The following is a 22,080-nucleotide window of genomic DNA, read 5'->3' as shown; positions in this document are numbered from 1 at the left end:
TCGGCGTGTAACCTGTCTATCTAGGAAAGTCATACCGCACCTGCCGTCGATCGAGGGTCAATGCCATGCGCCCGCCCCGCCTGCCCGTCCGGACGGCGATGTTCGTGGTGGCGATCGCGGCCGTCGACTTCACCGCGATCCGTGCGATCTTCGGCAAGGCGATGACGTTCGGGCTCGGGCTTCAAGCCATGATCCAGACGGTCCCGATCGCGCTCTCCCTGAACTTCGCCCTGCTCCGCCTCTTTCACACGCGAGGCCGGACCCGCGCGTTCTGGGTGGGGTTCCTCGTCTGCGGGACGATCATGATGGCGTCCGCGGCCTGGGCGGCCCTGACCCCGGCCGGTTCGGCTCGTTCCTCGACCGGGGGGCCGAACGTGATCCTGCACGGGTCGACGGCGTGGTGGATCTGGAATGCCTACTTCGGCTTCGCGGGGGATGGCTTGAGAGCCCTCGGCGTCAACGTCTGGTCGTTCGCTCCCCGCTCGCTCGACGAGCCGGGGATCGGATACATCACGATCATGAGCCTCATGGCGTTCGCGCCGCAGTTGGTGATCGCCCTGGTCGGGAGCCTGGCCGCACGCTTGATGGTCCGCCCCGACCCGTCGCCGCCGTCGGACGATGTTCAGTCGATCGAGCGAAACATCACGTAGGCGTCGACGAAGCCGAGGGTCTGGCGGCGGAAGGCCCCCGATCCCGTCACTGGTGGTACGGCTTGCCCGCGCGGAAGAGATCGAGGTAGGTCCGGTACGACTCCTGCTCCGGGTCGTCGGCCGGCAGTGCGCTGATGGCTTGTTCCTGCCGCTTCACCGCTTCGGCGAAATCGCCCGCCTCGGCGAGGGCGGCGGCGAGGATGCAGATGTGGCCGGGGATTTTCCAGTTGTCGAGTTCGCAACCGCGCGTGGCGGATTCGACGGCGCGCTTGCCGTCGCGGAGGTCGGCGTCGGCCGCGGTGGCCCAGATCCAGGCACGCGCCGCGTAGCCGTACGAGGACGCCGGATCGAGCTTCACGACCTCGTTGTAGTCGTCGACGGACTTGCCATAATCCTTCATAACGCACCAGGCGTTGCCGCGAGCGAGGTAGGCGGCCGAGAATCCCGGATCGAGCTTGACGGCCTCGGTATAGTCGGCTGCGGCCTTTTCGCAATCCTCCTTGGCGCTCCAGGCGTTGCCCCGGTTGAAGTAGGCGAGCGACTCGCCAGGAGCAAGCCGTATCGATTCGTCGTAGTCGGCGATGGCCTTGTCGTGCTCCTCCTTGGCATACCAGGCGCTGCCGCGGTTGTGGTAAGCATCCGCATACCCCGGATCGAGTCGTATCGCCTCGTCGAGATCGGAGATGGCTTTGTCGTATTCCTGCTTTTCGCTCCATGCCGTGCCGCGGTTGTATAAGGCGAGTGCGCATGCCGGGCCGACCCGTACGGCCTCGTTAGCGTCGTCGAGGGCCTCGTCGTCCTGATTCTTGGCGCGTCTGGCGATAGCGCGATTGCTGTAGGCGACCGCGTTGGCCGGGTCGAGTCGGACGGCGTCGGTGTAATCGTCGATGGCCTTGTCGTACTCCTTCTTAACTTGCCAGGCGTTGCCTCGGGCCAGATAGGCCTTTGCATCGTTCGGGACGAGCCGGATGGATTCGCCGTAGTCGTCGACGGCCTTGTCGTATTCCTTCTTCTCGAACCAGGCGCGGCCGCGGCCGTAGTGGGCGATTGCGTAGGTGGGATTGATCCGGAGGACTTCGTCGTAGTCGGCGATGGCTTTGTCGTACTCCCTCTTGGCGTACCAGGAATCGCCGCGGCGAGCGTATGCGACTGCGTACTTCGGGTCGAGTCGGACGGCGTCGTCGTAGTCGGCGATGGCCTTGTCGTACTCCTTCTTAACTTGCCAGACGGCGCCGCGGCCGGCATAAGCTTGTGCGTACTTCGGGTCGAGTCGGACGGCGTCGTCGTAGTCGTCGATGGCCTTGTCGTACTCCTTCTTAACTTGCCAGACGGTGCCGCGGCTGGCATAAGCTTGTGGGTGCGCCGGATCGATGCGTACGGCCTCGGTGTAGTCGGCGGCCGACTTGTCATAGTCCTTCTTGAAAAACCAGGCGGCGGCGCGGGCTTCGTGGCGGCGAGCTTCACCCGGATCGAGCTTGATCGCCTCGTCGTAGTCGGCGATCGCCTTGTCGTAGTCCTTCTTGACGTACCAGGCGTCGCCCCGGAGGTTGTAGGCGTCCGCGAATCCCGGATCGAGCTTGATCGACTCGGTGCAGTCGGCGATGACTTTGTCGTCTTCCTTGCCGGCCTGCCAGGCGAGGGCGCGGTCGTAATAAGCGATCGCGTAGGTCGGATCGAGCTTGATCGCTTCGCCGTAGTCGGCGACGGCCTTGTCGTATTGATCCTTGCCATGCCACGCGTTGCCTCGTGCGACGTACGCGGTCGCATCACCGGGATCGATCCTTATGGCCTGGTTGTACTCGGCGATGGCCTTGTCGCTATCCTCCTTGGCGAGCCAGGCGTTGCCGCGGCCCTCGAAGGCGGCCGCACAGCCCGCGTCGAGCCGCAGCGCCCCGTCGTAGTCGGCAATGGCTCTATCATAGTCATCCTTGACGTACCAGGCGTCGCCTCGTGCGACGTACGCGGTCGCATCACCGGGATCGATCCTTATGGCCTGGTCGTAGTCGGCGATGGCCTTGTCGTACTCTTTCTTCTCGCTCCAGGCGATGCCGCGGCCCACATAGGCAGCCGTGTACGCGGGTTCGAGACGAATGACCTCGCTGAAGTCGGCTACGGCCTTGTCATAGTCCATGTTGACAAAGGCGCGGACGTGTCCGCGGTTGTAGTAGGCGGCCGCGTCGTCAGGATCGAGCTTGATCGCCTCGCCGTAGTCTGCGACGGCCTTGTCGTATTCCTTTTTCTTGTTCTCGACGTTTCCGCGGCCCACGTAGGCGGAGGAGCTGCGCGGATCGATTCGGATCGCCTCGCTGAAGTCTGCGACGGCCTTGTCGTACTCGTTGCGGGCGTCGCAGACGCGGCCGCGCCAGAGGTGAAGCGCCGAGGCGTCCGGTTTGGCGCGGATCAGGCCGGAGATGTACTCGACGGCCTGATCCAGGGGGATGGCGTCGGCGGCCGGGATCGAACCCTTGACGCCGGCGCCCTCGTCGACAAGCCGGAGCCGAGGGCCGTCGGCTCGCTCGACCCGGTAGATGCGGAACTCGTTCGGTTCGCCCCCCCGAACCGGCTTCTTGCCGTCGACCTGGAGAGCGGCTCCGTGTCGAATGACGACCTGCTTGCCGACCAAGGGGTCGGGCGCGGCGGGCTGCTGGGCGCGGGCGGCGGCGCCGTGCGTCGCCAGGAGGCAGGCCGCGACGAGAATCGACCGGGACACGCGGAATCCGCACGTTCGCGCCATGAGTTCGCCCCTCGTACGTCGAGCCGTCGGGAATCAATGATTCGACGATACCAGGACGAAAGCGAACGTGGAAACGAAAAAGATCGGAATACAAGCCCGAAGCGCCAGCGAGTGAATGGATTCGAGCGGCCGACCGGAAATTCACTCGCTGGCGCTTCGGGCTTCTGTTCCGGGCGCGCGGTTGCGAGTGCGAGTGGTGACGGGGAATTCACTCGCTGGCGCTTCGGGCTTGTATGGGACGGTTCGGCTTGGGCGCTACCGGGTTCGGGCGTGGTCTTCGCGGAATGCGGCGAGGTTCTGGAGGATGGCGGCGAGGTCGTCGAGAGGGAACTGGGCGGCGACGGCGGATTCGAGGAAGGCGGCTTTGTTCATGCCGTAGATGACGGAGGTCTCCTCGTCCTGGCCGAGGGTGAGGCCGCCGGCGGCGAGGATCGCCTTGCAGCCGTCGACGCCGTCGCGGCCCATGCCGGTCATGATCACGCCGACCGTCGCCCCCTGGTAGACTTTCGCGGCCGACTTGAATAGCACGTCGACCGACGGCCTGTGCCCGCTGACGGGGGGCTCGCTCGGGTCGGAGAGCGCGATCCGGACGCGCGGGGGAACGCCGGTGAGGGTCAACTGCCGTCCTCCGGGGGCGACCAGGACGCGGTTGGCGATGAGGAGGTCCCCCTCGGCCGCCTCCTTGACCGTCACGGCCGAACCCCGGCCGAGCCGGTCGGCGAAGACCCGGGTGAACTGCGCGGGCATGTGCTGGACGATCACGATCGGCGGCGACGGCGGCTGGAGCAGCGGGATCACCCGCGCGAGCGCCTGCGGCCCCCCCGTCGAGATCCCGATCACTACCACGCCGTCGACCGTGGGCGTCGATGTCGATGGAGATGAAGGAGAAGCCGCCGAGCGAGCCGGCCGCGACGACGACGCGGCGCGGCGGTTGCCGAGCACGCGGCTCTGGGCGGCGTCGAGGACCTTGGCGACGAGCAGGTCGCTGGCGGCCCGCATCTCGGCGAGTTGGTTCTTGGTGGGCTTGGGCAGGAAGTCGACGGCACCGAGTTCGAGCGCCCGGAGGGTGACCTCGGCGCCTTCCTGGGTCAGAGCGCTGACCATGACGACGGGGACCGGGTGGACGGCCAGGATCGCCGGCAAGGCGTCGAGCCCCGAGATCTCGGGCATCTCGACGTCGAGCGTGACCACGTCGGGCTTGAGCTGGGCCGTCTTCAAGACCGCCTCGCGGCCGTCGCGGGCCGTGCCGACCACCTCGATCCCCGGCGCCGCGCTCAGCAGGTCGGTGAGCAGCCGCCGCATCAAGGCCGAATCGTCGACCACCAGGACGCGCACCGGCCCCGACCCGTCGGGGCGCTTCGGAGGGGAATCCGGCTCGGGTTCACGGTCGGACAAGGCGGGCCTCGTGGTCGGCTTCAGAGAAGTCGGGACGGAAGGGGTCAGGACGGGGAGGCGGCGAGCTTGTTGAGCAGGCTGATCACGCGGTCGCGGTCGAACGGCTTGACGATGAAGTCGACGGCGCCGTGGCGGATCGAATCCATCAGCGATTGCTTCTGGTCGACGGCCGTGATCACGACCACCCGGGCCGATGGATCGAGTTCGCGAATCTTCTGGAGGGCCTCGATGCCCCCCATGTTGGGCATGACGAGGTCCATCGTCACCAGGTCGGGCCGGAGCTGGTCGTAGAGCGCGACCCCCTCGACGCCGTCGCCCGCCTCGCCGACGACCTCCCAACCGGCCTCGGCGGCCACCCCGCCGATCAACCTGCGCATGAACAAGGCGTCGTCCACAACCAGCAGTCGCTTCATGCCGTGCTCCGCCCACGAGGCGCCCGACCCACGACCGGACCGAGCCGCCCTCTCGTCCCAAGTGTAACATCTTATCGGGCCGTGATCGTCTTGCGGCGTTAGATTCGGCGTGCGTGCGACAGACTCAGTCGATTGGCGCGAGGGTTTCCCCTGGGCAACGACGGTGGGCCGGATCTGGGTGTGTGTCCATGCATGATTTAGTGTTCGTGTTCGGCCACGAGTCCCCTGCGGACCGGGAGGCTAACCGCCGAACGTTGGGTGCAAGCCCTTCTTCGAGCTCGGGGCGTGGAGCCCCGATCGGCGTGGTGGGCCTCCGACTTCGCCCACTGGATCGAGCATCAGCCTCGGGAAAGATTCCCGGGCCCCGCGCTGGACCTGCTCGAGCGCATCGGAGCCTGATCGCGGCGCCGACCGTTCCCTTCGCGGACCGCCGTGGTCACGGTCGCAGCCCGGGGATTTTCTGGATCGTCTTGTCGATGACGTCCAGCTTCTTGTTGGCTTCGCCGATCAGGCCGTTCGAGCGCTCGATCCCCTGGTTGGCCGCGCCAATCATCTTGTTGGAGTTCTCGATCATCCTGTTCGAGTTGACGATCGTATCGTTCGACTTCTCGATGGTGGCGTTCGACTGCACGATGGTCGCATTCGAGCGATCGATGGTCTGGTTGGCCGCGCCGATCATCTCGTTCGACTTGATGATGGTCTGGTCGGCGGCGGCGATCCGTTGGTTCGCTTCGGCGATCCGTTGATTGGCCTCCGCGAGCTGCGCGTTGGCGATTCCCAGTCTTTCCAGCGCCGTGTCGACCCGATTGATCAGGGAGCATCCGGAGCAGGCGACCAAGGCGAACGCGGCGGCGAGGCGGTATCTCATAGCGAACGAACCTCCGGTGTCGGCGACGGTCCCTTCATTACGACCGTCGACCCTTGGCGATCTGACACATATCGATTCGGAGGATTCGATTCGCCTACGCACTTTTTCGGGCGTGCATGCGGCGGGTATTTCGCCGAGCCGCCCCCAGTTCCAGCATCCTGGGCAGTCTCTATTGGTCCGCTTCAACCCCTACACCCGGCGCAACGCGTCGTCGGACCGCTCTTCTCGGGGCGGATCTCCCGCGGGCCCGGGCCCGAGTGTCGAGGGCGGAATTGGCGGCCACGCGGGCGGACCGGCCCCGACGGCCGGGCCGCGGCTCAGAGTTCCTTCTCGTCGGCCCCCGGGGTGCGGACGACGACGAGGCCGGTGGCGGTGTCGAGGGTGACGTGGCGACCGGTTTCGCCGCCGAGGTCGCGGGCGATGATGGGGATGCGGAGGTCGGCGAGGATCTGCTCGACGGCTTCCTGGTTCGATCGGCCGATGTTCATGGTCGGGTTCGCGGACGGGCCGAGGGTGAACATGCTGGCGCCGCCGGCGAGCTTGGCGACCAGCCGGCCGGCGGACTTGCCGCGGAGCGCGCGGTCGAGGTCGGCGATCAACGCGGGGATGGCCGTGTCGGCGTATTTGCCGGGATGGTCGACCGCGCCTCGCGAGCGGGGCAGGACGACGTGGGCGAGCCCCCCCACCCGCGCGCCGCGGTCGTAGAGGACGACCCCCACGCACGAGCCCAGCAACGTCCGGATCTTCGACGGCGAGCCGGCTACGGCCCATTGACCGATGGCCACCGAGACGGTTGCGGCGGCGTCAGGCGCGATCGTCATCGATCACCTTCCGATCGCGTCAGGAGGAGAGGGACGCCGCCAAGGCCTGGAGCGTCGGGCGATCGGGGACGACCAGCAGCGTCCAGTCGAGCTTCAGGTCGGCGCGGCTGGCGCTGAAGGCCGAGCGGACGAGCAAGACCTCGTCGAGTTCGAGCGCCTGGTCCATGAGCGCGAACTCCAGCAGGCTGCCGGCGAACTCGTGGAAGAAGACCGGCGGCGTCGGAGCCAGTTCGGCCGAGTCCGAGCCGGCCGTCGGCAGGTGGGCGGCCAGGGCGTTGAGGTAGGCGCAGCCGACGATGTTGGTGGTCTCCATCGCGGCCGAGCGTTCGAGATCGCCCCAGCCGGTGGTCGTCCCGATCGGCTGATTGAGGAGCAGGTCGATCAGGGCCAGGCCCGACCGATCCTCGAAGACCAGGATCATCCGGCCGCCGAGCGGGCCGCTGAGGCCCATCGCGCAGGCCGCGACCAGCGTCTCCGGGGGCCCGAGCACCTCGGCCGCCGCCGCCAGCTCGACGCGGTCGACCGCGCTGACGGTCAGCCGGACCTCCGCCCCCAGCCACTTCGAAAGCGCCTGCGAGGCGCTCTCGGCGCCGCGTTCGAAGATCGTCCGGAGCATGAGCTGCTGTTCATCGGTTGACATGAGGCCGTTCTGGATGGGCCGGGCGATCGATGTGGGTTTTGGATTCGGACCTCATCCAGCCTTCGGCCGAGCCTTCTCCCGCGAGGAGAGAAGGCTCGGCCGATCGGGTCAGCGCGAGGTCACCGCCTTCTTCACCTCGCCGGGCTTGACGGGGGGCTCGTCGGAGCCCATCCAGTCGATGAGGATCGGGGTGGCGATGTAGATGGTGCTGTAGGTTCCGCTCAGGAAGCCGACGACCAGGGCGAAGGCGAAGCCGTGCAGGCCCTCGCCGCCGAGGACGTAGAGGACGACGACGACGAGCCAGGCGGTGAGCGACGTCAAAATCGTCCGACTCAACGTCTGGTTGATGGCGTCGTTGACCAGCTTGCTGGTCAGGTGGGGCGTCTTCCCCTTGATCTCGCGGATTCGGTCGAAGATCACGATCGTGTCGTTGACCGAGAACCCGATCAGGGTGAGGAACGCCGCGACGATCGGCAAGTCGATCTTGAACTGGTCGATCATCAGCAGGGAGTTGAGCCCCGGCACCAGGGCGAGCCAGTAGCTGACGGCCAGCGCGCCCAGGGTGATGAGCACGTCGTGGACGACGGCGAGGACCGCCGCGAGGCCGTAGGTGAACGAGTGGAACCGCCACCAGAGGTAGACGATGATGATGATCCAGCTCGCCACGGTGGCGATCAGGGCGAGGGTCCGGGTCTCGCCGGCCACGGTGCTGCCGAAGTTGTTGACGCGCTCGAAGAGGAGGTCGCGGTTGTTGGCCAGCGAGTCCTTGAGCGTGGCGAGCTGAGCCTTGGCGGCGTCGGGCTCGAGGTCGGTCTTGAGGATCAGGTTGGTCCCCGCGCCGGCCTTCGGGGCGAGGCCGGCGACGATCTCGAACCGCGAGTTCGGGTTCACGATTCCGCCGGCCTGGAGGATCTTGGCGAACTCGGCGCTGACGACCTGCGCGGGGGGCTGGGTGCTGTTGAACGACGTGGTGTTGAAGTTCAGGTCGTACTGCCGGCCGCCGGCGAACCGGTTCACGAGGCTGGGGGTCGCGGCCTTGGCGGCGTCGGCCGCCGGGGCGCCGGGGATGGCCTTCTCGTCGCCGACGGTCATCTCGATCTTGGCGAGCGTCGAACCGAACGACTCGATGATCTTGTTCTTGACCTGCACCATATCCTGGTCGGTCGTCCGGATGTTGAACCGGGCGGCCTTCGCCGACTGGCCGATGCGGAGGCTCTCGACGGTGACGTCGGGCAGGATGCCGGCGCGCTCGCGGACGAACTCGACCCGCTGCGACTCGGTCTTGTTCTGGACGGTCGGGTCGGCCTCGTTGAGCCGGATGGTGACCAGGGTGCCGCCGGTGAAGTCGATGTTGTACATCGACTTGCCGCGGGCGAAGAACGCGCCCAGGCCCAACAGGATGACGACCAGCGACACCGCCATGCAGTAGTACCGCGGGCCGACGAAGTCGATGCTGGTCTTGTCCCACATCTTGAGGAAGTGCAGCTCCTTGAGCCAGCCGCGGGCGTAGGCGGTCTCGAAGATCACCCGCGACATGAACACGGCCGTGTACAGGTTCCAGAGCATGCCGATGATCATGGTCAGGGCGAAGCCCTTGACCTCCTGGGTCCCCACGGCGTAAAGCACGATGGCGGCCAGCAGGTTGGTGACGTGGGAGTCGAAGATGGTGACCCACGCCCGGTTGAACCCGTTGCGGATCTGCTGGGCGAGGCCCGCCCCGCGCTCTTTCTCTTCCCGCATCCGCTCGAACACCAGCACGTTGGCGTCGACGGCCATGCCGATCGTCAGCGCCAGCCCGGCGAGGCCCGGCAGCGAGAACGTGGCCTGCATGAAGGCCATCGAGCCCACCAGCAGGATCATGTTCACCACCAGGGCGACGACCGCCACCACGCCGGCGAACCGGTAGTAGAAGATCATGAAGATCGGCACCACCAGCATCGACACCCAGATCGCCTGCCAGCCCTTGGTGATCGAGTCTTCACCCAAGGTCGGGCCGACGTTCTCCTCCTGGAGCGGGACCGGGTTGAGGCTCGCCGGCAGGCTGCCGGCCTGGAGGATGTTGACCAGGTGCTGGACTTCCTTGGCCTTGAAGCCCTGGCCGCCTCCCTCGATGATCCCCGAATCGCGGATCTCGGAGTTGATCGACGGGGCCGACATCACCAGGTTGTCGAGCAGGATCGCGAGCTGGTACTTGAAGGCGTCGCCTTCTTCGGGCAGGTGCTCGCGGGTGAGCTGGCCGAACCGCCGGGCGCCCTGGCGGTTGAACTGGAAGCCGACGGCCGGCTGGAGCCGCTCGTCGGGCGTCTGGTAGGTGCGCGAGAGGTAGGCGCCGGTCACGTTCTGGCGGTCGACGGCGCAAAGGATGTAGATCTCGGTGCGGTTGCCGCCGACCTTCTCCTCGCGAATGATCGGGTCGGTGATCCGGGGGTTGGCGGGGTCGCCGCCGCGGATGCCGCTGGGGTTGAACTCGACCCGGTACGACGTGATCGACTTGAGGTCGTGGGGCCGGGCGAGGAACAGGGTGTCGGGCGTGTTGCGGACGATCGGCACGTCGATCGTCTTCTCCACGCCGTCGGCGTCCTTGCCGGTGAGGAACACCTCGGTCCCGGCGTACAGGTCGCGCTTCCAGGTCTGGCTGGGGTCGCTGAGGCTCTCGGCGGTGAACGTGGGGTCGACGCCGGTCGAGATCTCGCCCAGCCGCGCCCACTTGTACCGCGTCGGAGGCTTCGCCAGCCCGCCGGGGCCCATGGCGCGGGAGATCGCCTCGGCGTCGTGCTTGCGGTTGGCGAGGATTCGGAACTCAAGCGAGCCGACGTCGGTCAGCATCTTCTTGACTTCCTCGACCTCCTCCGGGCTCGCCTTGGGAAGGATGATTTCGAGCCGGTTGCTGCCGATCTTGCGGATCGGCGTCTCCTTCACCCCCTGAGGGTCGGCCCGCTGCTTCAGGGCCGCGATCAGCTCGTCCATGTCGAAGTTCGAGGACTGGCTCTCCGGCATGACCTCGTAGACGAGGATCGTGCCGCCCGAGAGGTCGATCCCCAGCTTCAGCTTCTTGTCGGGGGGATACATGGCGATCAGGCCCGCGAGGGTCGATCCCACGATCAGGAGTGTCTTCCAGTTCACGAGTTTCTTCATCGGCGTTCCTCGGGCCCCGCAGGCGACGGCCGACCGATTTCCTTGGTCGGCATGGGATCAATCAGATGTAAGAATGTTAGAGCAGCTTGCTGTTGAGTCGCGGACGATCGGGCAAGCGTCCCTTCTTCCTTGAAGGAGAAGGTGGCCGAAGGCCGGATGAGGGGGCGAGAGCCTTCGCGTCCACCCCTCAACCGCCCCTGCGGGGCACCTTCTCCCGTAACGGGAGAAGGCATGCTCGCACCGCCCTGCTCCGATTCCAACTCATAACGCTGTAACGATTTCGGATGGCGTGCCCACCGTTCTCGATCTTCGCTCGATCAATCGGACGACGGTTCGAGCACGCGCGCCACGCTCGCCCGGGTGACGCCGATCTTGACCCCCTTGTCGTCGTCGATCCGCAGGACGATCTTGTCCTGGTCGGGGTCGACCGAGGTCACCGTGCCGAAGATCCCCGCGATGGTGACCACCTTGTCGTTCTTCTTGAGGGCGTCGATCATCGCCCGCCGCTTCTTCTCTTGCTGCTGCTGGGGGAGCCAGATCATGAAATAGAAGAGGACGGGGATCGGCAGCAGGATCAGGAAGCCGGTCCAACTGTTGTCGTTCCCCGCGGCTTGGGCGAAGATCGGCCCGATCACGTCGAACAGTCCAGGCATCATGGGGGTCCGTAAAGGCTCGGTTCGCAAAGAAGGTCGTCGGAAGGCCGGTCGGCCGGTGGATCGCGGCGGACGGCGGGGCGATCGGTCGGTCGCACGCCCGATCCGGCCGCCGTATCGTCCTGCACTCTAACGCCTAGGGTCCTAATGCTTCAAGCACTTCCATCCGCAACTGGACAAACCGCCCGGCGCGGATCGCTTCGCGCATCCGGCTCGTCAGTCGATGGAGGTACGCGAGGTTGTGGATCGACGCCAGGATCGGACCCAGCATCTCCTTGGCCATGAACAGGTGGCGGAGGTAGCCCCGGCTGAACTTGGCGCACGTCAGGCAGTCGCAGCCGGCTTCCAGCGGACTCGCGTCGCGGGTGTGGGCGGCGTTGCGGAGCTTGACCAAACCCTGGTCGGTGAAACACGTTGCGTTGCGGCCGTTGCGCGTCGGCATGACGCAGTCGAAGAGGTCGATCCCGGTGGCGACGGCGTCGAGCAGGTCTTGCGGCCGGCCCACCCCCATCAAATACCGGGGGCGGTCCTCGGGGAGCCGGTGGGTCGAGACGGCGAGCGCCCGGCGGACTTCCTCGCGACTCTCGCCCACGCTGACGCCCCCCACGGCGTAGCCGTCGAAGTCGAGCGCGACGAGGGCCTCGGCGCATCGGGCGCGGAGGTCTTCGTGCGCGCCCCCCTGGACGATCCCGAACAGCGCCTGGTCGGCCCGGGCGTGGGCGGCCTTGCAGCGTCCGGCCCAGGCGATGGTGCGGTCGACGGCCCGGGCGATCGCGTCCTTGCCGGCGGGCAAGGCCGGGCAGTGGTCGAGGCACATGGCGACGTCGGCGCCGAGGGCCTCTTGGATCGCCACCGCGCGTTCGGGAGTCAGCTCCAGCAGCCGGCCGTCGAGGTGCGACCGGAACGACGCGCCGTGGTCGGTGATCTTGGCGCGCTGGGCCAGGCTGAAGACCTGGAACCCCCCCGAATCGGTGAGGATCGGCCCGTCCCAGCCCGTGAACCGGTGCAGGCCGCCGAGCGCCGCGACGGTCTCCTCGCCGGGCCGAAGCGCGAGGTGATAGGTGTTGGCCAGGATCATCCGCGAGCCGCCGGCCCAGAGCTGGTCGGGCGTCAGCCCCTTGACGGTCCCCTGGGTGCCGACCGGCATGAACGCCGGGGTCTCGACCGCCCCGTGGGGCGTCTCCAGCCTCCCCGCGCGGGCCGCCGAGCCGGCGTCGCGCGCAAGGGTCGAGAACCGCACGGGACGGTCGGTCGTCGGCCCGTGCGGGATTCGTTCCGGTGCGGTTTCGGTGTCCGGCATCAAGAGGGGCTCAGTCGTTCTTGAGCTTCAGGCCGAGGGTCGAGAGCTTGTCGCGGACCTCGTTGAGCGAGGTGACGCCGAAGTTCTTGCACTCCAAAAGCTCGTCGCCCGACCGCCGAGTGAGGTCGCCGACCGACTGGAGGTTGAGCTTGCTCATGCACTTGCGGGCCCGGACCGACAGGCTCAGCTCGCTGATCGGCTTGCTCAGGAGCGCCTGGACCTCGGGCGGGATCTCTTGCGGCGGCTCGGCGCGGTGGTCGTGGGTGGTGGGGCCGCGCTCGGAGCCTTCGAGGGCCATGCCCAGGCGGACCCCCTTCGACTGCATCATCTCCTTGATCTCGGCCAGCGACGTCTCGCCGAAGTTCTTGCTGGCGAGCAGCGCGATCTCGGTGGTCCGGGTCAAGTCGCCGAGGGTCCGGATGTTCATCTTGCGGAGGCAGTTGCGGCTGCGGACCGAGAGCTCGAAGTCGGTGACGGGGATTTCGAGAAGCTGCTTGAGGACGGTGTAGCCCTTCTCGGCTTCCTCGTCGTAGTACATCCCCTTGCTGGCCTGGCAGTCCTTGACGAACAGCCGGGCGCGGGGGTGGTTCGGCTCGTGGTTGAGCACCTGGCGGTAGCACTGCTCGGCCTCGCGGAACCGCATCTCGTCCTCATAGAGGACCCCGAGGTTGATCCAGGCGGCCAGCGGCACCGGCGGACGCTCGGTGCAACGCTTGTAGAAGTCGACGGCCGCGTCGTCGTTGCCGAACAGGTCGTTGATGTACGCCAGCTCGAAGAGCGCGCCGTTGTGGTCCTTGTCGAGGCTGAGGGCCTTTTCCAGCTCGGCCGAGGCCAGCTCGAGCTCGCCGTCGGCGGCGAGCACGGCACCCTGCTGGAAGTGGTACTCGGCCGACGAGCCGCTGTGCTTCTCCAGTCCCTGGAGGATCGTCCTGGCCTCGTCGACCCTGCCGATCCGCCTCAAGGCCCCGGCGCGGTGCAGCTCGGAGTTCTTGGGGTCGTAGCCGGCCTGGGCCGACCGGGCGAACGACTCGGCGGCCTCGGCGTAGCGCTGGAGGTTTTCGAGGGCCAGGCCCTGGAAATAATTGGCCATGCCGCCGTCGCCGGCGCGCTTGAGGTTGTTGAGGCCCACGCCGTAGCGACCGAGGAGGACTTCGCCGACGCCGAGGCGGAGATGAGCCTCGGGGGGGACGTCCTTGTCTTTCTGCTCGCGGTCGCGGATCGTCGCCACGGCGTCGCGGAGGGTTCGATAGCGGGACGGATCGCGGTTCAGCACCTCGCGGAGGTCGGCGACGGCCGACACGTCGAAGGGGGTGCGATCCATGATCGCACGGACGTCCGTGGTCATCATCTCGGTCATACCAGAAAATCTCCCTGTGCCGCTCGCGAGCGTCGAGGACGCCTTGGCAGGATCATTATCATCGTATCAACAGCGTCCATCGAAGTTGATCGGACCACGTCGCGCCGCCAGCGAATCCTTCGCCCGTATCAATACATCTGCCGCGGCGACGACGGGATGAATCCCATATCCTAACAAATCGTCACCGTTTGTCAAAGTCCGGCCCGCCCCTTGCAAGCAGCGCACGCCGTGATGGTTGACGGCGTGAGTGGTCAGGCCGGCCCTTTGCCGATGGTGACCGCCGCCGGAGCGGACGGCGAACTCAAAAGGGCCGCCCGGTTCGACGGACTGATCGTCGAGGACCCGGCGATGCAGGCGGAGTAGCCGGCGGGTGGGCGGCTCTCCACTCGCTACTTACACCGGCGGAAAGACGCCTTCCTCGATCAGCGTTTCGCGGAGATCGACGCGGAACGGGTCGTTGATCTTGAGTAAGACGATGGTGGCGTCGCCGATTTGCGTACGGCCGACCTGATACGCGCCCTCCCAGCGGAAATGGCGGGGCCATTCTTGTCGACGCGGATTGAAGAGCGGCACGAGTCTCCGCGTGCGCGGGGCCAGGGTCGCGATGTCCGAACCCTTGGAAGAGTTGCAGTGGAAGCAGCTCAAGCAAAGGTTGTCGACGGTGGTCGGACCGCCATGCTTGCGGGCCATGACGTGGTCGATCTGAAATGCGATTTCATCGGCCGCCTGGGGCGTCTGGCAGTACTCGCAACAACCCTTGGCCCGCTGCCAGACCAAGCGTGTGAGCGCCGCATCCATGCCCACGTCAGTAAGTGGGAAGTTCGAGTTTGACTCCGAGCGCGCGGCGAGCCTTGGATTTAAGAATGGAGAGCATTGTGCCGGCCTTGGAGAAGGCGGCCATCTCTTCCTGCTCTGCGGTCGAGAGCGCGCCCTCCTGATTGCGAGTCGCAAGGTCGTTCATGCGGGCCTTGTCGCGGTCGCTGAAACCGACGCCCAGGATGTGGCGGGCGATTTCGGGAGAGAGCTCCCCGCGTTCGTCGCCGAGGACTCGGGCGAGGATCGTCACTTCGTTCTCGGGGCTCGTGGTCGTGCTCATGACTCGGCCTCTTCTCGCGTAAGAAACCCGATCGATTGGAGTCTAGCACGTGGGGAGCCTTGGCGGGAATCGATAAGGCTCGTCCGTCCGTCGGACGCGACGTCGAAAACCCCCGAGCCTCATCGACCGCCGGGATGGTTTCGACATAAAGTATAGGAGGAGACGCGGACCGTCACCTCGCGCGGGTCGCTGGCCGGGGGGAGGACGACGTGAGCGACGATCGAATCGCGCCCGGGAAGAAAGCCGTCGCGTCGTGGGACGATTGGGGCGCCCCGCCCGCGACTCGGCGGTGGTGGCTGCCGCGACGGAAGCTGAGCTTGACTGAAGGCGTCGTGATTGCGGCGATCGTCTGGGTCCTGTTCTGCCTCATGCTTCCAACCGGCGCGGATTACGACCTCGCCCACCGCTACCCGGCGCCCGTCGCGGGCGTTGGGAACGACTTCGCGGGCGTCGCGGGTGAGTACGATCAGGGCGCAAGCCGAGGACGGAACTGGCGTCTGAGCATCCTGCCCGACGGCAGGTATTCGTTCGTCTGGTCGGGCTGTCTCGGGGTGTATCACCGGGAATCGGGCTCTGTGATACCCGTTACTGGATACCTTGTGCTCTCGCCGGTCAAGCAAATCGAGCCGCGCATCAAGCGAATCTTCCTCCCGATCCGGTGGGGCTCTCGGTCGTATCTGATCCCGCCCGAGAGCCTCCAGGAATTCTGCGACGCGATCATCAACGGCGACGAGCCGAGGCACGAGACGGAGGCCTCGCGCTTCTATGCCCTCGGCCTCAACGTCCGGGTCGACGGCGTCCCCGAGCTGCCGGAGCCGTGGGCGGCGTACTTGCGTGAAAGCGCCGTGTTCGGCGCGATCGTCGAGGCGACTGAGGGAGGCCGCGTCAGGGGCGACGTGGGATCGGCCGACGGTCTTCGCATCGGCAGCGTTCTGACGGTCCAGGGGCGCGGCGATCGTTACAGAAGCCGGAAGCTGAGGGTCGTCGCCGTGGACGAACACTCGTGTCGGGCGGAGGAAGGCGACCCCGGCGAGTTCAAGAACCCTCTCGAGGCCGGCTGGAAAGTCGTCGCGGCGCGCGAGCCGCAGGCGACGCCGAGCCCTTGACCGTGCGTGCCGGGCGGTCGCACCAACGTCACCGCTCCGGTCGCAAGGCGTGTGCGAGAGCCTTCACGAACGCGATCGACTTCCGGACGAGACCGGCGGCGAAGTCGACGGCCACGCCGACGAACGTCCCGACGAGGACGCCCCCAATCGCCGAGAAGGCGAGCAGCAACGGGAGTTCCAGGCGGCCCAAAGCGACGGGAGAGTGGGGCAACGCGCCGGCGACGACGACGGCGTGAGCGACAAGGAAATCCCACACCGGGTCGATCAGCGTCCAGACCCACCTGCAAGCCGCCAGGAAGCACGCGACGCATGCCACAAGGGCGAGCATCCCTCGCAAACTCCATTGCAGCCGCCCACTCAGCGGCCTTGCGGGCCGTTCGGGCGGACCTGAATCGGCGGAACGAGTCTGCATATGGTATCGTCGCTTTCTCGTGTCGGCCCGGGAGTCCTTCCTTCTTAGCGTGGACGCGTCACTCGATCAACCCGCTCACGGCCTCGCGGACGATGGGAAGCAAGGCGCGCGCCTGCCGGAGCATGCCGACGTCGGTGAGGTGGACGCCGTCCACGGTCCCCTCGCCGTCGTCGCCGATGAGGTTCCCGCCCGGAACCGCGACGAGGCCCTTGACGCCTTCTTCCTGCAAGGCCCGCACCGCCGCCTCCTGGCCGATCGTGGACTTCGTGGGGTGGGCCTCCGGGCGCATCAGCGACTGGCCCACGAAGATGATGGGGGCGTCGGGGCGCGCCTTGCGGATCGTATGCACGAGATTGGATACGTGATCCTTGTACACATTCGGGTCTTCGCTCATGTTCCAGATGCAGTCGATCACGTAGGCCGCGGCGTCGATCTCGGCGAGCGGTTCTCCAATGGGGGGCTCCATCGAGCCCGAGCCCGAGAACCCCAGGTTGACCACCGGCCGGTCGAGCATCCGGCCCAGGATGGCCGTCCAGACCATCCCCGGCCGCGATGCGCAGCCCCCCTGGACGATCGACGTGCCGTAGACGACGATCGGCTTGCGCAGGGCTTCGGGACGCGGCTTCGGCACTTCCAGATGCGCGCTCGCCGGCACGCCGATCTCCAGCGACTTCGTGCCGTTGTATGCGGGGAGGTACAGCAGGCACTCGCGCCCGGGCTTCGCGCCTTCGGGGAATTCAAACCTGCCGAGATTGCCGTCCTGCTTGTGCGGCCGGCCGTTGCCGACGAACCGCCACGAACCGCCGGCCGATCGGGCGTAGAGGTCCACGCCGCTGACCCCGGTCGCGGCCATGTGAGGCATGGCGAGCGACCCGCTGGTGACCGACCACCGCACGCTGACGACCGCCGCGTCGGTGACGAACCGGATGCAGACGCCGGAGGTCTCCTTGCTCAGGTTCCAGGCCGTCGAGTTGACCTTGCTTTTGGCGGAATCCGGAAGCCGGTCGTAGGGGCCCGCGGTCTTGGCCCACCCCCTGCCCTCGATCTCGAGCGACGCGGCGTCGCGCCACCGTACGTCCTCGGCCGACGCGCGGCCGGGATGCAAGGCGAACACGGCCAGCAGGGTCGCCGCGATACGGTAAGATGCCTTCATTAAAAGATGAGTCCTTTCGGCGAGGGCGATGCGAGACGGAAAGAAGTCGAACGGGGGTGGACGAGAGGCTGTCTGGCGACGTCCCGAAATTGTAACATGCGCGTGGAAGGACGGAATGAGGCCGATCCGCGATCGACTGATGGGAGTTCGACCTTGGGCATCCGATTCTCGACGGCCCCGAAAGACGGGGTGAAGCACCGGCTCGACCCTCCCCGGATCGTCGAGACCGCCGAGAACCTGGCGCGCGAGATCGACCAGCGGCTGCCGGGCAGCACTCTGTCGGGGCTCGCCGCCGAGCTGGTGCAGATCGCGCATTGCACCGACGAGCGGGCGAGCCGGGCGCGGCGGCCGATCTACGCGGTCCGGGCGGCGTCGGTGCTGGCGATCGTCGCGGCGGCGTCGCTCCTGGGGTTCATCGGCTTCCACGTCCACGCGCGTTGGGTCTTCGGCACGATCACCGAGGTGTTCGAGGCCACTGACGCCGGCTTCAACCTCGTGGCGATCCTCGCCGGGGCGCTCTGGTTCCTCGCCTCGTTCGAGGCCCGGATCAAGCGCAGGCGGGTGCTCGGGTACATCGAGGAGCTTCGCGAATTCATCCACGTCATCGACGTGACGCAGCTCTATTTCACCCCGGACCTGTACCGGCCCGAGACCGGACCTCCCCTCGGCGGCAGGAAGCTCGATCACACATACCTGCTCTTCTGCACCGAGATGCTCGCCGTCATCGGCAACCTCGCGCCGCTCTACGCGCGGGGAGCGAGCGGAGACACGGTCTTGCGAGCCGTCGCCGACGTCGATCTGCTCGCCAACTCCATCTCCCTCAAACTCCAGGCCAAGGCGGAAGCGGTCCGCCTGGGGCGAAGATCGTCGGAATGATGGGCGACGCAAGGTGAGCGCCGACTGCCGATCCATCAACACGGTCGGCTCGTGCGTCGCTCGCGAATATCAAAAAATGCCGTTGCAATTATCCTTCTCCCCTCGGGAGAAGGTGGCCGAAGGCCGGATGAGGGTCCCGGCGCTTTGAGGAAAGCGTACGCGGAGACCGTCTTTCGCCGGCCGCAATCCGTGGTGAATCCGACGACCCTCACCCGGCCTTCGGCCCCCCTCTCCCGGGGGGAGAGGGGGACGATTGCCGAAGTGGTGATGTGGTTTCTCTCCGCTCACTTCCGCGTGTCGGGCGGGATGATGCTGGGGAGTTCGAGGCGGGGGCCGCCGGCTTTGGCGTTGAGGAGCTGGTACTTGGCCTGGGTGGTCTGGCCGAGGCCGTGGATCTTGATGAAGCCCATGGCGGCGGAGACGTCGTACTGGTCGCCTTCCTCGTAGGTGGCCAGCTCGTGGCGGTAGAGGCTGTGGGGGCTCTTGCGGCCGACGACCATCAGGTGGCCCCTGTACAGCTTCATTCGGACCACGCCCGAGACGTACTGCTGGTTGCTGACCGTGAACGCCATCAGGTCCTGGTGGAGCTGGCTGAACCAGAGGCCGTTGTAGATCAGGTCGGCGTACGCCTGGCTGACCTGGGTCTTGAACCGCAGCGACTCCTTCGAGAGCGTGAGGAACTCCAGCTCGCGATGGGCCTCGTACAAGAGGACCGCGCCGGGGGCCTCGTAGATCTCGCGGCTCTTGATGCCGACGAGCCGGTTCTCGATGTGGTCGATCCGGCCGACGCCGTGCTTGCCGGCGAGCGCGTTCAGCTCGATGATCAGCTCGGCGCCGTCAAGTTCGCGGCCGTTGATCGCGGTCGGCCGGCCCTGCTCGAAGGTGATCTCGACCTCTTCGGGCTCGTCGGGCGCATTGCGGGGGTCGACGGTCCACTGGAAGGTCTCCGGCGGCGGCTCGACCCAGGGGTCTTCGAGGATGCCGGCCTCGATCGACCGTCCCCAGAGGTTCTGGTCGGTGCTGAAGATCGACTTCTTGGTCGCCTCGACCTCGATGCCGTGCTGGGCGGCGTATTCGAGTTCCTGCGTCCGGGTCCACTTCCACTCGCGGACCGGGGCGACGATCTTGAGGTCGGGCGCGAGGGTCTGGAACGTGACGTCGAACCGGACCTGGTCGTTCCCCTTGCCGGTGCAGCCGTGCGCCACGGCCGTCGCGCCGTGCTCGCGGGCCACGCGCACCATGAGCTGCGCGATCAGCGGCCGCCCGAGCGCCGTGGCCAGCGGGTACTTGCCCTCATACAACGCCCCGGCCATCAGCGACGGCCAGACGAAGTAGTCGACGAACAGGTTGCGGGCGTCCTCGGCGATCGCGTCGACCGCGCCGGTGCGCAGCGCCTTCTCGCGGATCGCCTGAATGTCCTGCCCCTGCCCGAGGTCGCAGGTGTAGGCGATGACGTCCATGTCATACGTTTCATTGATCCACTTGACGGCCACCGAGGTGTCGAGGCCGCCGCTGTAGGCCAGTACGATCTTCTCACGCGCCACGGCTGATAGCTCTTTCTTTGGGCTGGGACGAGGGGACGGGGTTCAAGAAGATTTACGGTCGACGAGCGCATCATCCCGTTCCTGGGACGCGTCGTCAGTCTCCATTGACGGCGAAGACCCGCCGCAGGCATTCGAGGGCGATCTGGCCGCTGGCGATGTCGGCGCCGACGTTGATCCGGACCTCGCTGGTGTTGATCAGCTTGATGTTGATGGAGCGCTCGGCGAGGGCGCCGAACATCGCGGTGGCGACGCCCGTGTGGGTCCGCATGCCGACGCCGGAGACGGCGAGCTTGGCCAGGGCGGGCTCGATGGCGATCCGGCCCCGGGCGAGGGGTTCGACGGCGGCGGCGGCGCGGTCGGCCGACTCGCGGGGGACGGTGAACGACAGGTCGGTGTTCCCTTCGAGGCTGACGTTCTGGACGATCATGTCGACGAACACGCCGGCGTCGGCGATGGCCCGGAAGACCTTCGCCGCGTAGCCGGGCTCGTCGGGGACGCCGAACAACGAGACGCCGGCCTGGGTCTCGTCGAGGTCGACGCCGGCGATCACCAGGTCTTCCATCCCCCGGGGGCGGGTGTCGGTCGCGCCGTCGTCGGCCAGCGGGACGAGCTTCATGGCCCGGTTGGCGGCCGACGACGGGACGAACGGCGCGTGGACCTCCGCGTGGACCTCGTCGAGCAAGTACGCCTTGTGAACGGCCCGGAGGGCGGCGGCGGCCTTGGCGCGATCGACCAGGACGCTGATCTTGATCTCGCTGGTGGTGATCATCTGGATGTTGATCCCCTCCTTCGCGAGCGCCTCGAACATGGTCGTGGCGACGCCGGTGTGGGTCCGCATCCCGAGGCCGACGACCGAGACCTTGGCGACGTCCGAGTCGTGCATCACGGTCGACGCGCCGACGGCCTTGGCGGCGGCCTCGGCGGCGGTCAGGACGTCGGGCAGGTCGGCCTTGGCGACGGTGAAGCTGATCTCGGCGGCGCCCTTGACGGAGACGTTCTGGACGATCATGTCGACGACGATGTTCGCCTTGGCGATCGTGTGGAAGATCGTGTGGACGACGCCCGGCCGGTCGGGCACGGCGACCATGGTGATCCGCGCCTCGTCCTTGGCGAGCGCCGCGCCGGTGACGGCGACGCCCAGGCGGCGGGCGTCGTCGGCGGCGACGATCCAGGTGCCCGGCGCGTCGGAGAAGCTGCTGCGGACGTGGATCGGCACGCCGTACTTCTTGGCGAACTCGATCGACCGCGAGTGCATCACCCCCGCGCCCAGGCTCGCCAGTTCAAGCATCTCGTCGTAGCTGATCCGGTCGATCTTGCGGGCTTCGGGGACGATCCTGGGGTCGGTGGTGTAGACGCCGTCGACGTCCGTATAGATCTCGCAGGCGGCGGCGCCGAGCACGGCGGCCAGGGCGACGGCCGTGGTGTCGGACCCTCCACGCCCCAGGGTCGTGATGTTGTAGTTCTCGTCCACCCCCTGGAAGCCGGCGACGATGACGATCTTGCCGTCGTCGAGGGCCGACTTCATGCGGTCGGTCGAGATGTTCCTGATCCGGGCCTTGGTGTGGTAACTGTCGGTCGTGAGGCCGATCTGAGCGCCGGTGAAGCTGATCGCCGGCACCCCCAGCCTCTCGATCGCCATGGCCATGAGCGCCACGCTCACCTGCTCGCCGGTCGAGAGGAGCATGTCCATCTCGCGCGCCGGCGGCCGGTCGGTGATCTCGCGGGCCAGGGCGACCAGTTCGTCGGTGGTGTGCCCCCGCGCGGAGACGACGACCAGCACCTGATCGCCCCGCTGATGCGCCTGGATCGCCCGCCGCGCCGCGGCCAGGATCTTGTCGGAATCGGCGACGCTGGTGCCGCCGAACTTCTGTACGAGCAATGACAACGTGCTACTCCCGTCGACGCCCCGTGACGCGCCTCGCCGCCG

General features: G+C 67.0%; 19 protein-coding genes. 3 read left to right on the top strand and 16 right to left on the bottom strand.

Annotation, left to right across the window (positions count from 1 at the left end; all coding sequences use genetic code 11):
* Positions 1-65: 65 nt before the first annotated feature.
* Positions 66-650, top strand: a complete 585-nt coding sequence (locus BSF38_RS15485; protein WP_076347058.1) for a hypothetical protein — start codon at positions 66-68, stop codon at positions 648-650.
* Between the two features lie 46 nt (positions 651-696).
* Here the strand turns inward: BSF38_RS15485 and BSF38_RS15480 are convergent, their stop codons facing one another.
* The 12 genes from BSF38_RS15480 to BSF38_RS15425 form a co-directional block, all read right to left on the bottom strand.
* Entirely contained in the window at positions 697-3,360 is a 2,664-nt protein-coding gene (locus BSF38_RS15480) for a tetratricopeptide repeat protein (protein WP_168189384.1), read from the bottom strand.
* Positions 3,361-3,639: 279 nt separating this feature from the next.
* On the bottom strand, positions 3,640-4,779 hold the full coding sequence (locus BSF38_RS15475; RefSeq protein ID WP_210405604.1) for a protein-glutamate methylesterase/protein-glutamine glutaminase: 1,140 nt from the start codon (positions 4,777-4,779) through the stop codon (positions 3,640-3,642).
* Positions 4,780-4,823: 44 nt separating this feature from the next.
* A complete protein-coding gene (locus BSF38_RS15470; protein WP_076347054.1) occupies positions 4,824-5,192 on the bottom strand; it encodes a response regulator in 369 nt (122 codons plus the stop codon).
* Positions 5,193-5,628: 436 nt separating this feature from the next.
* Positions 5,629-6,060: a hypothetical protein gene (locus BSF38_RS15465; protein WP_076347052.1), complete on the bottom strand. Its 432-nt coding sequence runs from the start codon at positions 6,058-6,060 to the stop codon at positions 5,629-5,631.
* A gap of 317 nt (positions 6,061-6,377) precedes the next feature.
* Positions 6,378-6,881, bottom strand: coding sequence for a chemotaxis protein CheD (locus BSF38_RS15460; protein ID WP_076347050.1), 504 nt, complete (start codon positions 6,879-6,881; stop codon positions 6,378-6,380).
* Between the two features lie 19 nt (positions 6,882-6,900).
* Positions 6,901-7,521: a chemotaxis protein CheC gene (locus BSF38_RS15455; RefSeq protein ID WP_076347048.1), complete on the bottom strand. Its 621-nt coding sequence runs from the start codon at positions 7,519-7,521 to the stop codon at positions 6,901-6,903.
* A 108-nt stretch (positions 7,522-7,629) separates the two neighbouring features.
* Positions 7,630-10,656: a protein translocase subunit SecD gene (gene secD / locus BSF38_RS15450; protein ID WP_083712967.1), complete on the bottom strand. Its 3,027-nt coding sequence runs from the start codon at positions 10,654-10,656 to the stop codon at positions 7,630-7,632.
* Positions 10,657-10,973: 317 nt separating this feature from the next.
* Positions 10,974-11,312, bottom strand: coding sequence for a preprotein translocase subunit YajC (gene yajC, locus BSF38_RS15445; RefSeq protein ID WP_237170475.1), 339 nt, complete (start codon positions 11,310-11,312; stop codon positions 10,974-10,976).
* 133 nt (positions 11,313-11,445) lie between these two features.
* Positions 11,446-12,609 (bottom strand): tRNA guanosine(34) transglycosylase Tgt, encoded by a 1,164-nt coding sequence (gene tgt / locus BSF38_RS15440; RefSeq protein ID WP_083712966.1) that lies wholly within the window; start codon positions 12,607-12,609, stop codon positions 11,446-11,448.
* Positions 12,610-12,619: 10 nt separating this feature from the next.
* Positions 12,620-13,966 (bottom strand): DNA-directed RNA polymerase subunit alpha C-terminal domain-containing protein, encoded by a 1,347-nt coding sequence (locus tag BSF38_RS15435; protein WP_076347046.1) that lies wholly within the window; start codon positions 13,964-13,966, stop codon positions 12,620-12,622.
* A 393-nt stretch (positions 13,967-14,359) separates the two neighbouring features.
* Positions 14,360-14,764 (bottom strand): HNH endonuclease, encoded by a 405-nt coding sequence (locus BSF38_RS15430; protein ID WP_076347044.1) that lies wholly within the window; start codon positions 14,762-14,764, stop codon positions 14,360-14,362.
* Between the two features lie 7 nt (positions 14,765-14,771).
* Positions 14,772-15,062, bottom strand: a complete 291-nt coding sequence (locus BSF38_RS15425) for a hypothetical protein (protein ID WP_076347042.1) — start codon at positions 15,060-15,062, stop codon at positions 14,772-14,774.
* Between the two features lie 209 nt (positions 15,063-15,271).
* On the opposite strand from BSF38_RS15425, the gene BSF38_RS15420 reads away from it, so the two are divergent.
* Positions 15,272-16,168: a hypothetical protein gene (locus tag BSF38_RS15420; protein ID WP_076347040.1), complete on the top strand. Its 897-nt coding sequence runs from the start codon at positions 15,272-15,274 to the stop codon at positions 16,166-16,168.
* 28 nt (positions 16,169-16,196) lie between these two features.
* Here the strand turns inward: BSF38_RS15420 and BSF38_RS15415 are convergent, their stop codons facing one another.
* Both BSF38_RS15415 and BSF38_RS15410 read right to left on the bottom strand, forming a co-directional pair.
* Positions 16,197-16,496, bottom strand: coding sequence for a hypothetical protein (locus BSF38_RS15415; protein ID WP_076347038.1), 300 nt, complete (start codon positions 16,494-16,496; stop codon positions 16,197-16,199).
* Between the two features lie 142 nt (positions 16,497-16,638).
* Positions 16,639-17,733, bottom strand: a complete 1,095-nt coding sequence (locus BSF38_RS15410; RefSeq protein WP_076347036.1) for an SGNH/GDSL hydrolase family protein — start codon at positions 17,731-17,733, stop codon at positions 16,639-16,641.
* A gap of 153 nt (positions 17,734-17,886) precedes the next feature.
* Between BSF38_RS15410 and BSF38_RS15405 the strand changes: the two genes are divergently transcribed.
* The gene (locus BSF38_RS15405; RefSeq protein ID WP_145952149.1) at positions 17,887-18,609 is read left to right on the top strand and encodes a hypothetical protein; all 723 of its coding nucleotides are present in this window, start codon (positions 17,887-17,889) and stop codon (positions 18,607-18,609) included.
* Positions 18,610-18,893: 284 nt separating this feature from the next.
* Here BSF38_RS15405 and BSF38_RS15400 read toward each other — a convergent pair whose 3' ends face one another.
* Positions 18,894-20,153: an argininosuccinate synthase gene (locus tag BSF38_RS15400; protein WP_076347032.1), complete on the bottom strand. Its 1,260-nt coding sequence runs from the start codon at positions 20,151-20,153 to the stop codon at positions 18,894-18,896.
* A 94-nt stretch (positions 20,154-20,247) separates the two neighbouring features.
* Complete coding sequence (locus BSF38_RS15395; RefSeq protein WP_076347030.1) at positions 20,248-22,038, bottom strand: aspartate kinase; 1,791 nt, start codon at positions 22,036-22,038, stop codon at positions 20,248-20,250.
* Positions 22,039-22,080 lie beyond the last annotated feature (42 nt).

The sequence above is a fragment of the Paludisphaera borealis genome, from assembly GCF_001956985.1.
Taxonomy (GTDB): Bacteria; Planctomycetota; Planctomycetia; order Isosphaerales; family Isosphaeraceae; genus Paludisphaera; species Paludisphaera borealis.
The sequence above is the reverse complement of the archived record's forward strand: the minus strand, read 5'-3'. Positions and strand labels throughout refer to the sequence as shown.

What these genes read in the sequence shown, in the direction of transcription:
- BSF38_RS15485 (WP_076347058.1), top strand. Translation starts at nt 66, where the DNA reads ATGCGCCCGCCCCGCCTGCCCGTCCGGACGGCGATGTTCGTGGTGGCG.
- BSF38_RS15470 (WP_076347054.1), bottom strand. Translation starts at nt 5,192, where the DNA reads ATGAAGCGACTGCTGGTTGTGGACGACGCCTTGTTCATGCGCAGGTTG.
- BSF38_RS15465 (WP_076347052.1), bottom strand. Translation starts at nt 6,060, where the DNA reads ATGAGATACCGCCTCGCCGCCGCGTTCGCCTTGGTCGCCTGCTCCGGA.
- BSF38_RS15460 (WP_076347050.1), bottom strand. Translation starts at nt 6,881, where the DNA reads ATGACGATCGCGCCTGACGCCGCCGCAACCGTCTCGGTGGCCATCGGT.
- BSF38_RS15455 (WP_076347048.1), bottom strand. Translation starts at nt 7,521, where the DNA reads ATGTCAACCGATGAACAGCAGCTCATGCTCCGGACGATCTTCGAACGC.
- secD (WP_083712967.1), bottom strand. Translation starts at nt 10,656, where the DNA reads ATGAAGAAACTCGTGAACTGGAAGACACTCCTGATCGTGGGATCGACC.
- yajC (WP_237170475.1), bottom strand. Translation starts at nt 11,312, where the DNA reads ATGATGCCTGGACTGTTCGACGTGATCGGGCCGATCTTCGCCCAAGCC.
- tgt (WP_083712966.1), bottom strand. Translation starts at nt 12,609, where the DNA reads ATGCCGGACACCGAAACCGCACCGGAACGAATCCCGCACGGGCCGACG.
- BSF38_RS15435 (WP_076347046.1), bottom strand. Translation starts at nt 13,966, where the DNA reads ATGACCGAGATGATGACCACGGACGTCCGTGCGATCATGGATCGCACC.
- BSF38_RS15430 (WP_076347044.1), bottom strand. Translation starts at nt 14,764, where the DNA reads ATGGATGCGGCGCTCACACGCTTGGTCTGGCAGCGGGCCAAGGGTTGT.
- BSF38_RS15425 (WP_076347042.1), bottom strand. Translation starts at nt 15,062, where the DNA reads ATGAGCACGACCACGAGCCCCGAGAACGAAGTGACGATCCTCGCCCGA.
- BSF38_RS15415 (WP_076347038.1), bottom strand. Translation starts at nt 16,496, where the DNA reads ATGCTCGCCCTTGTGGCATGCGTCGCGTGCTTCCTGGCGGCTTGCAGG.
- BSF38_RS15410 (WP_076347036.1), bottom strand. Translation starts at nt 17,733, where the DNA reads ATGAAGGCATCTTACCGTATCGCGGCGACCCTGCTGGCCGTGTTCGCC.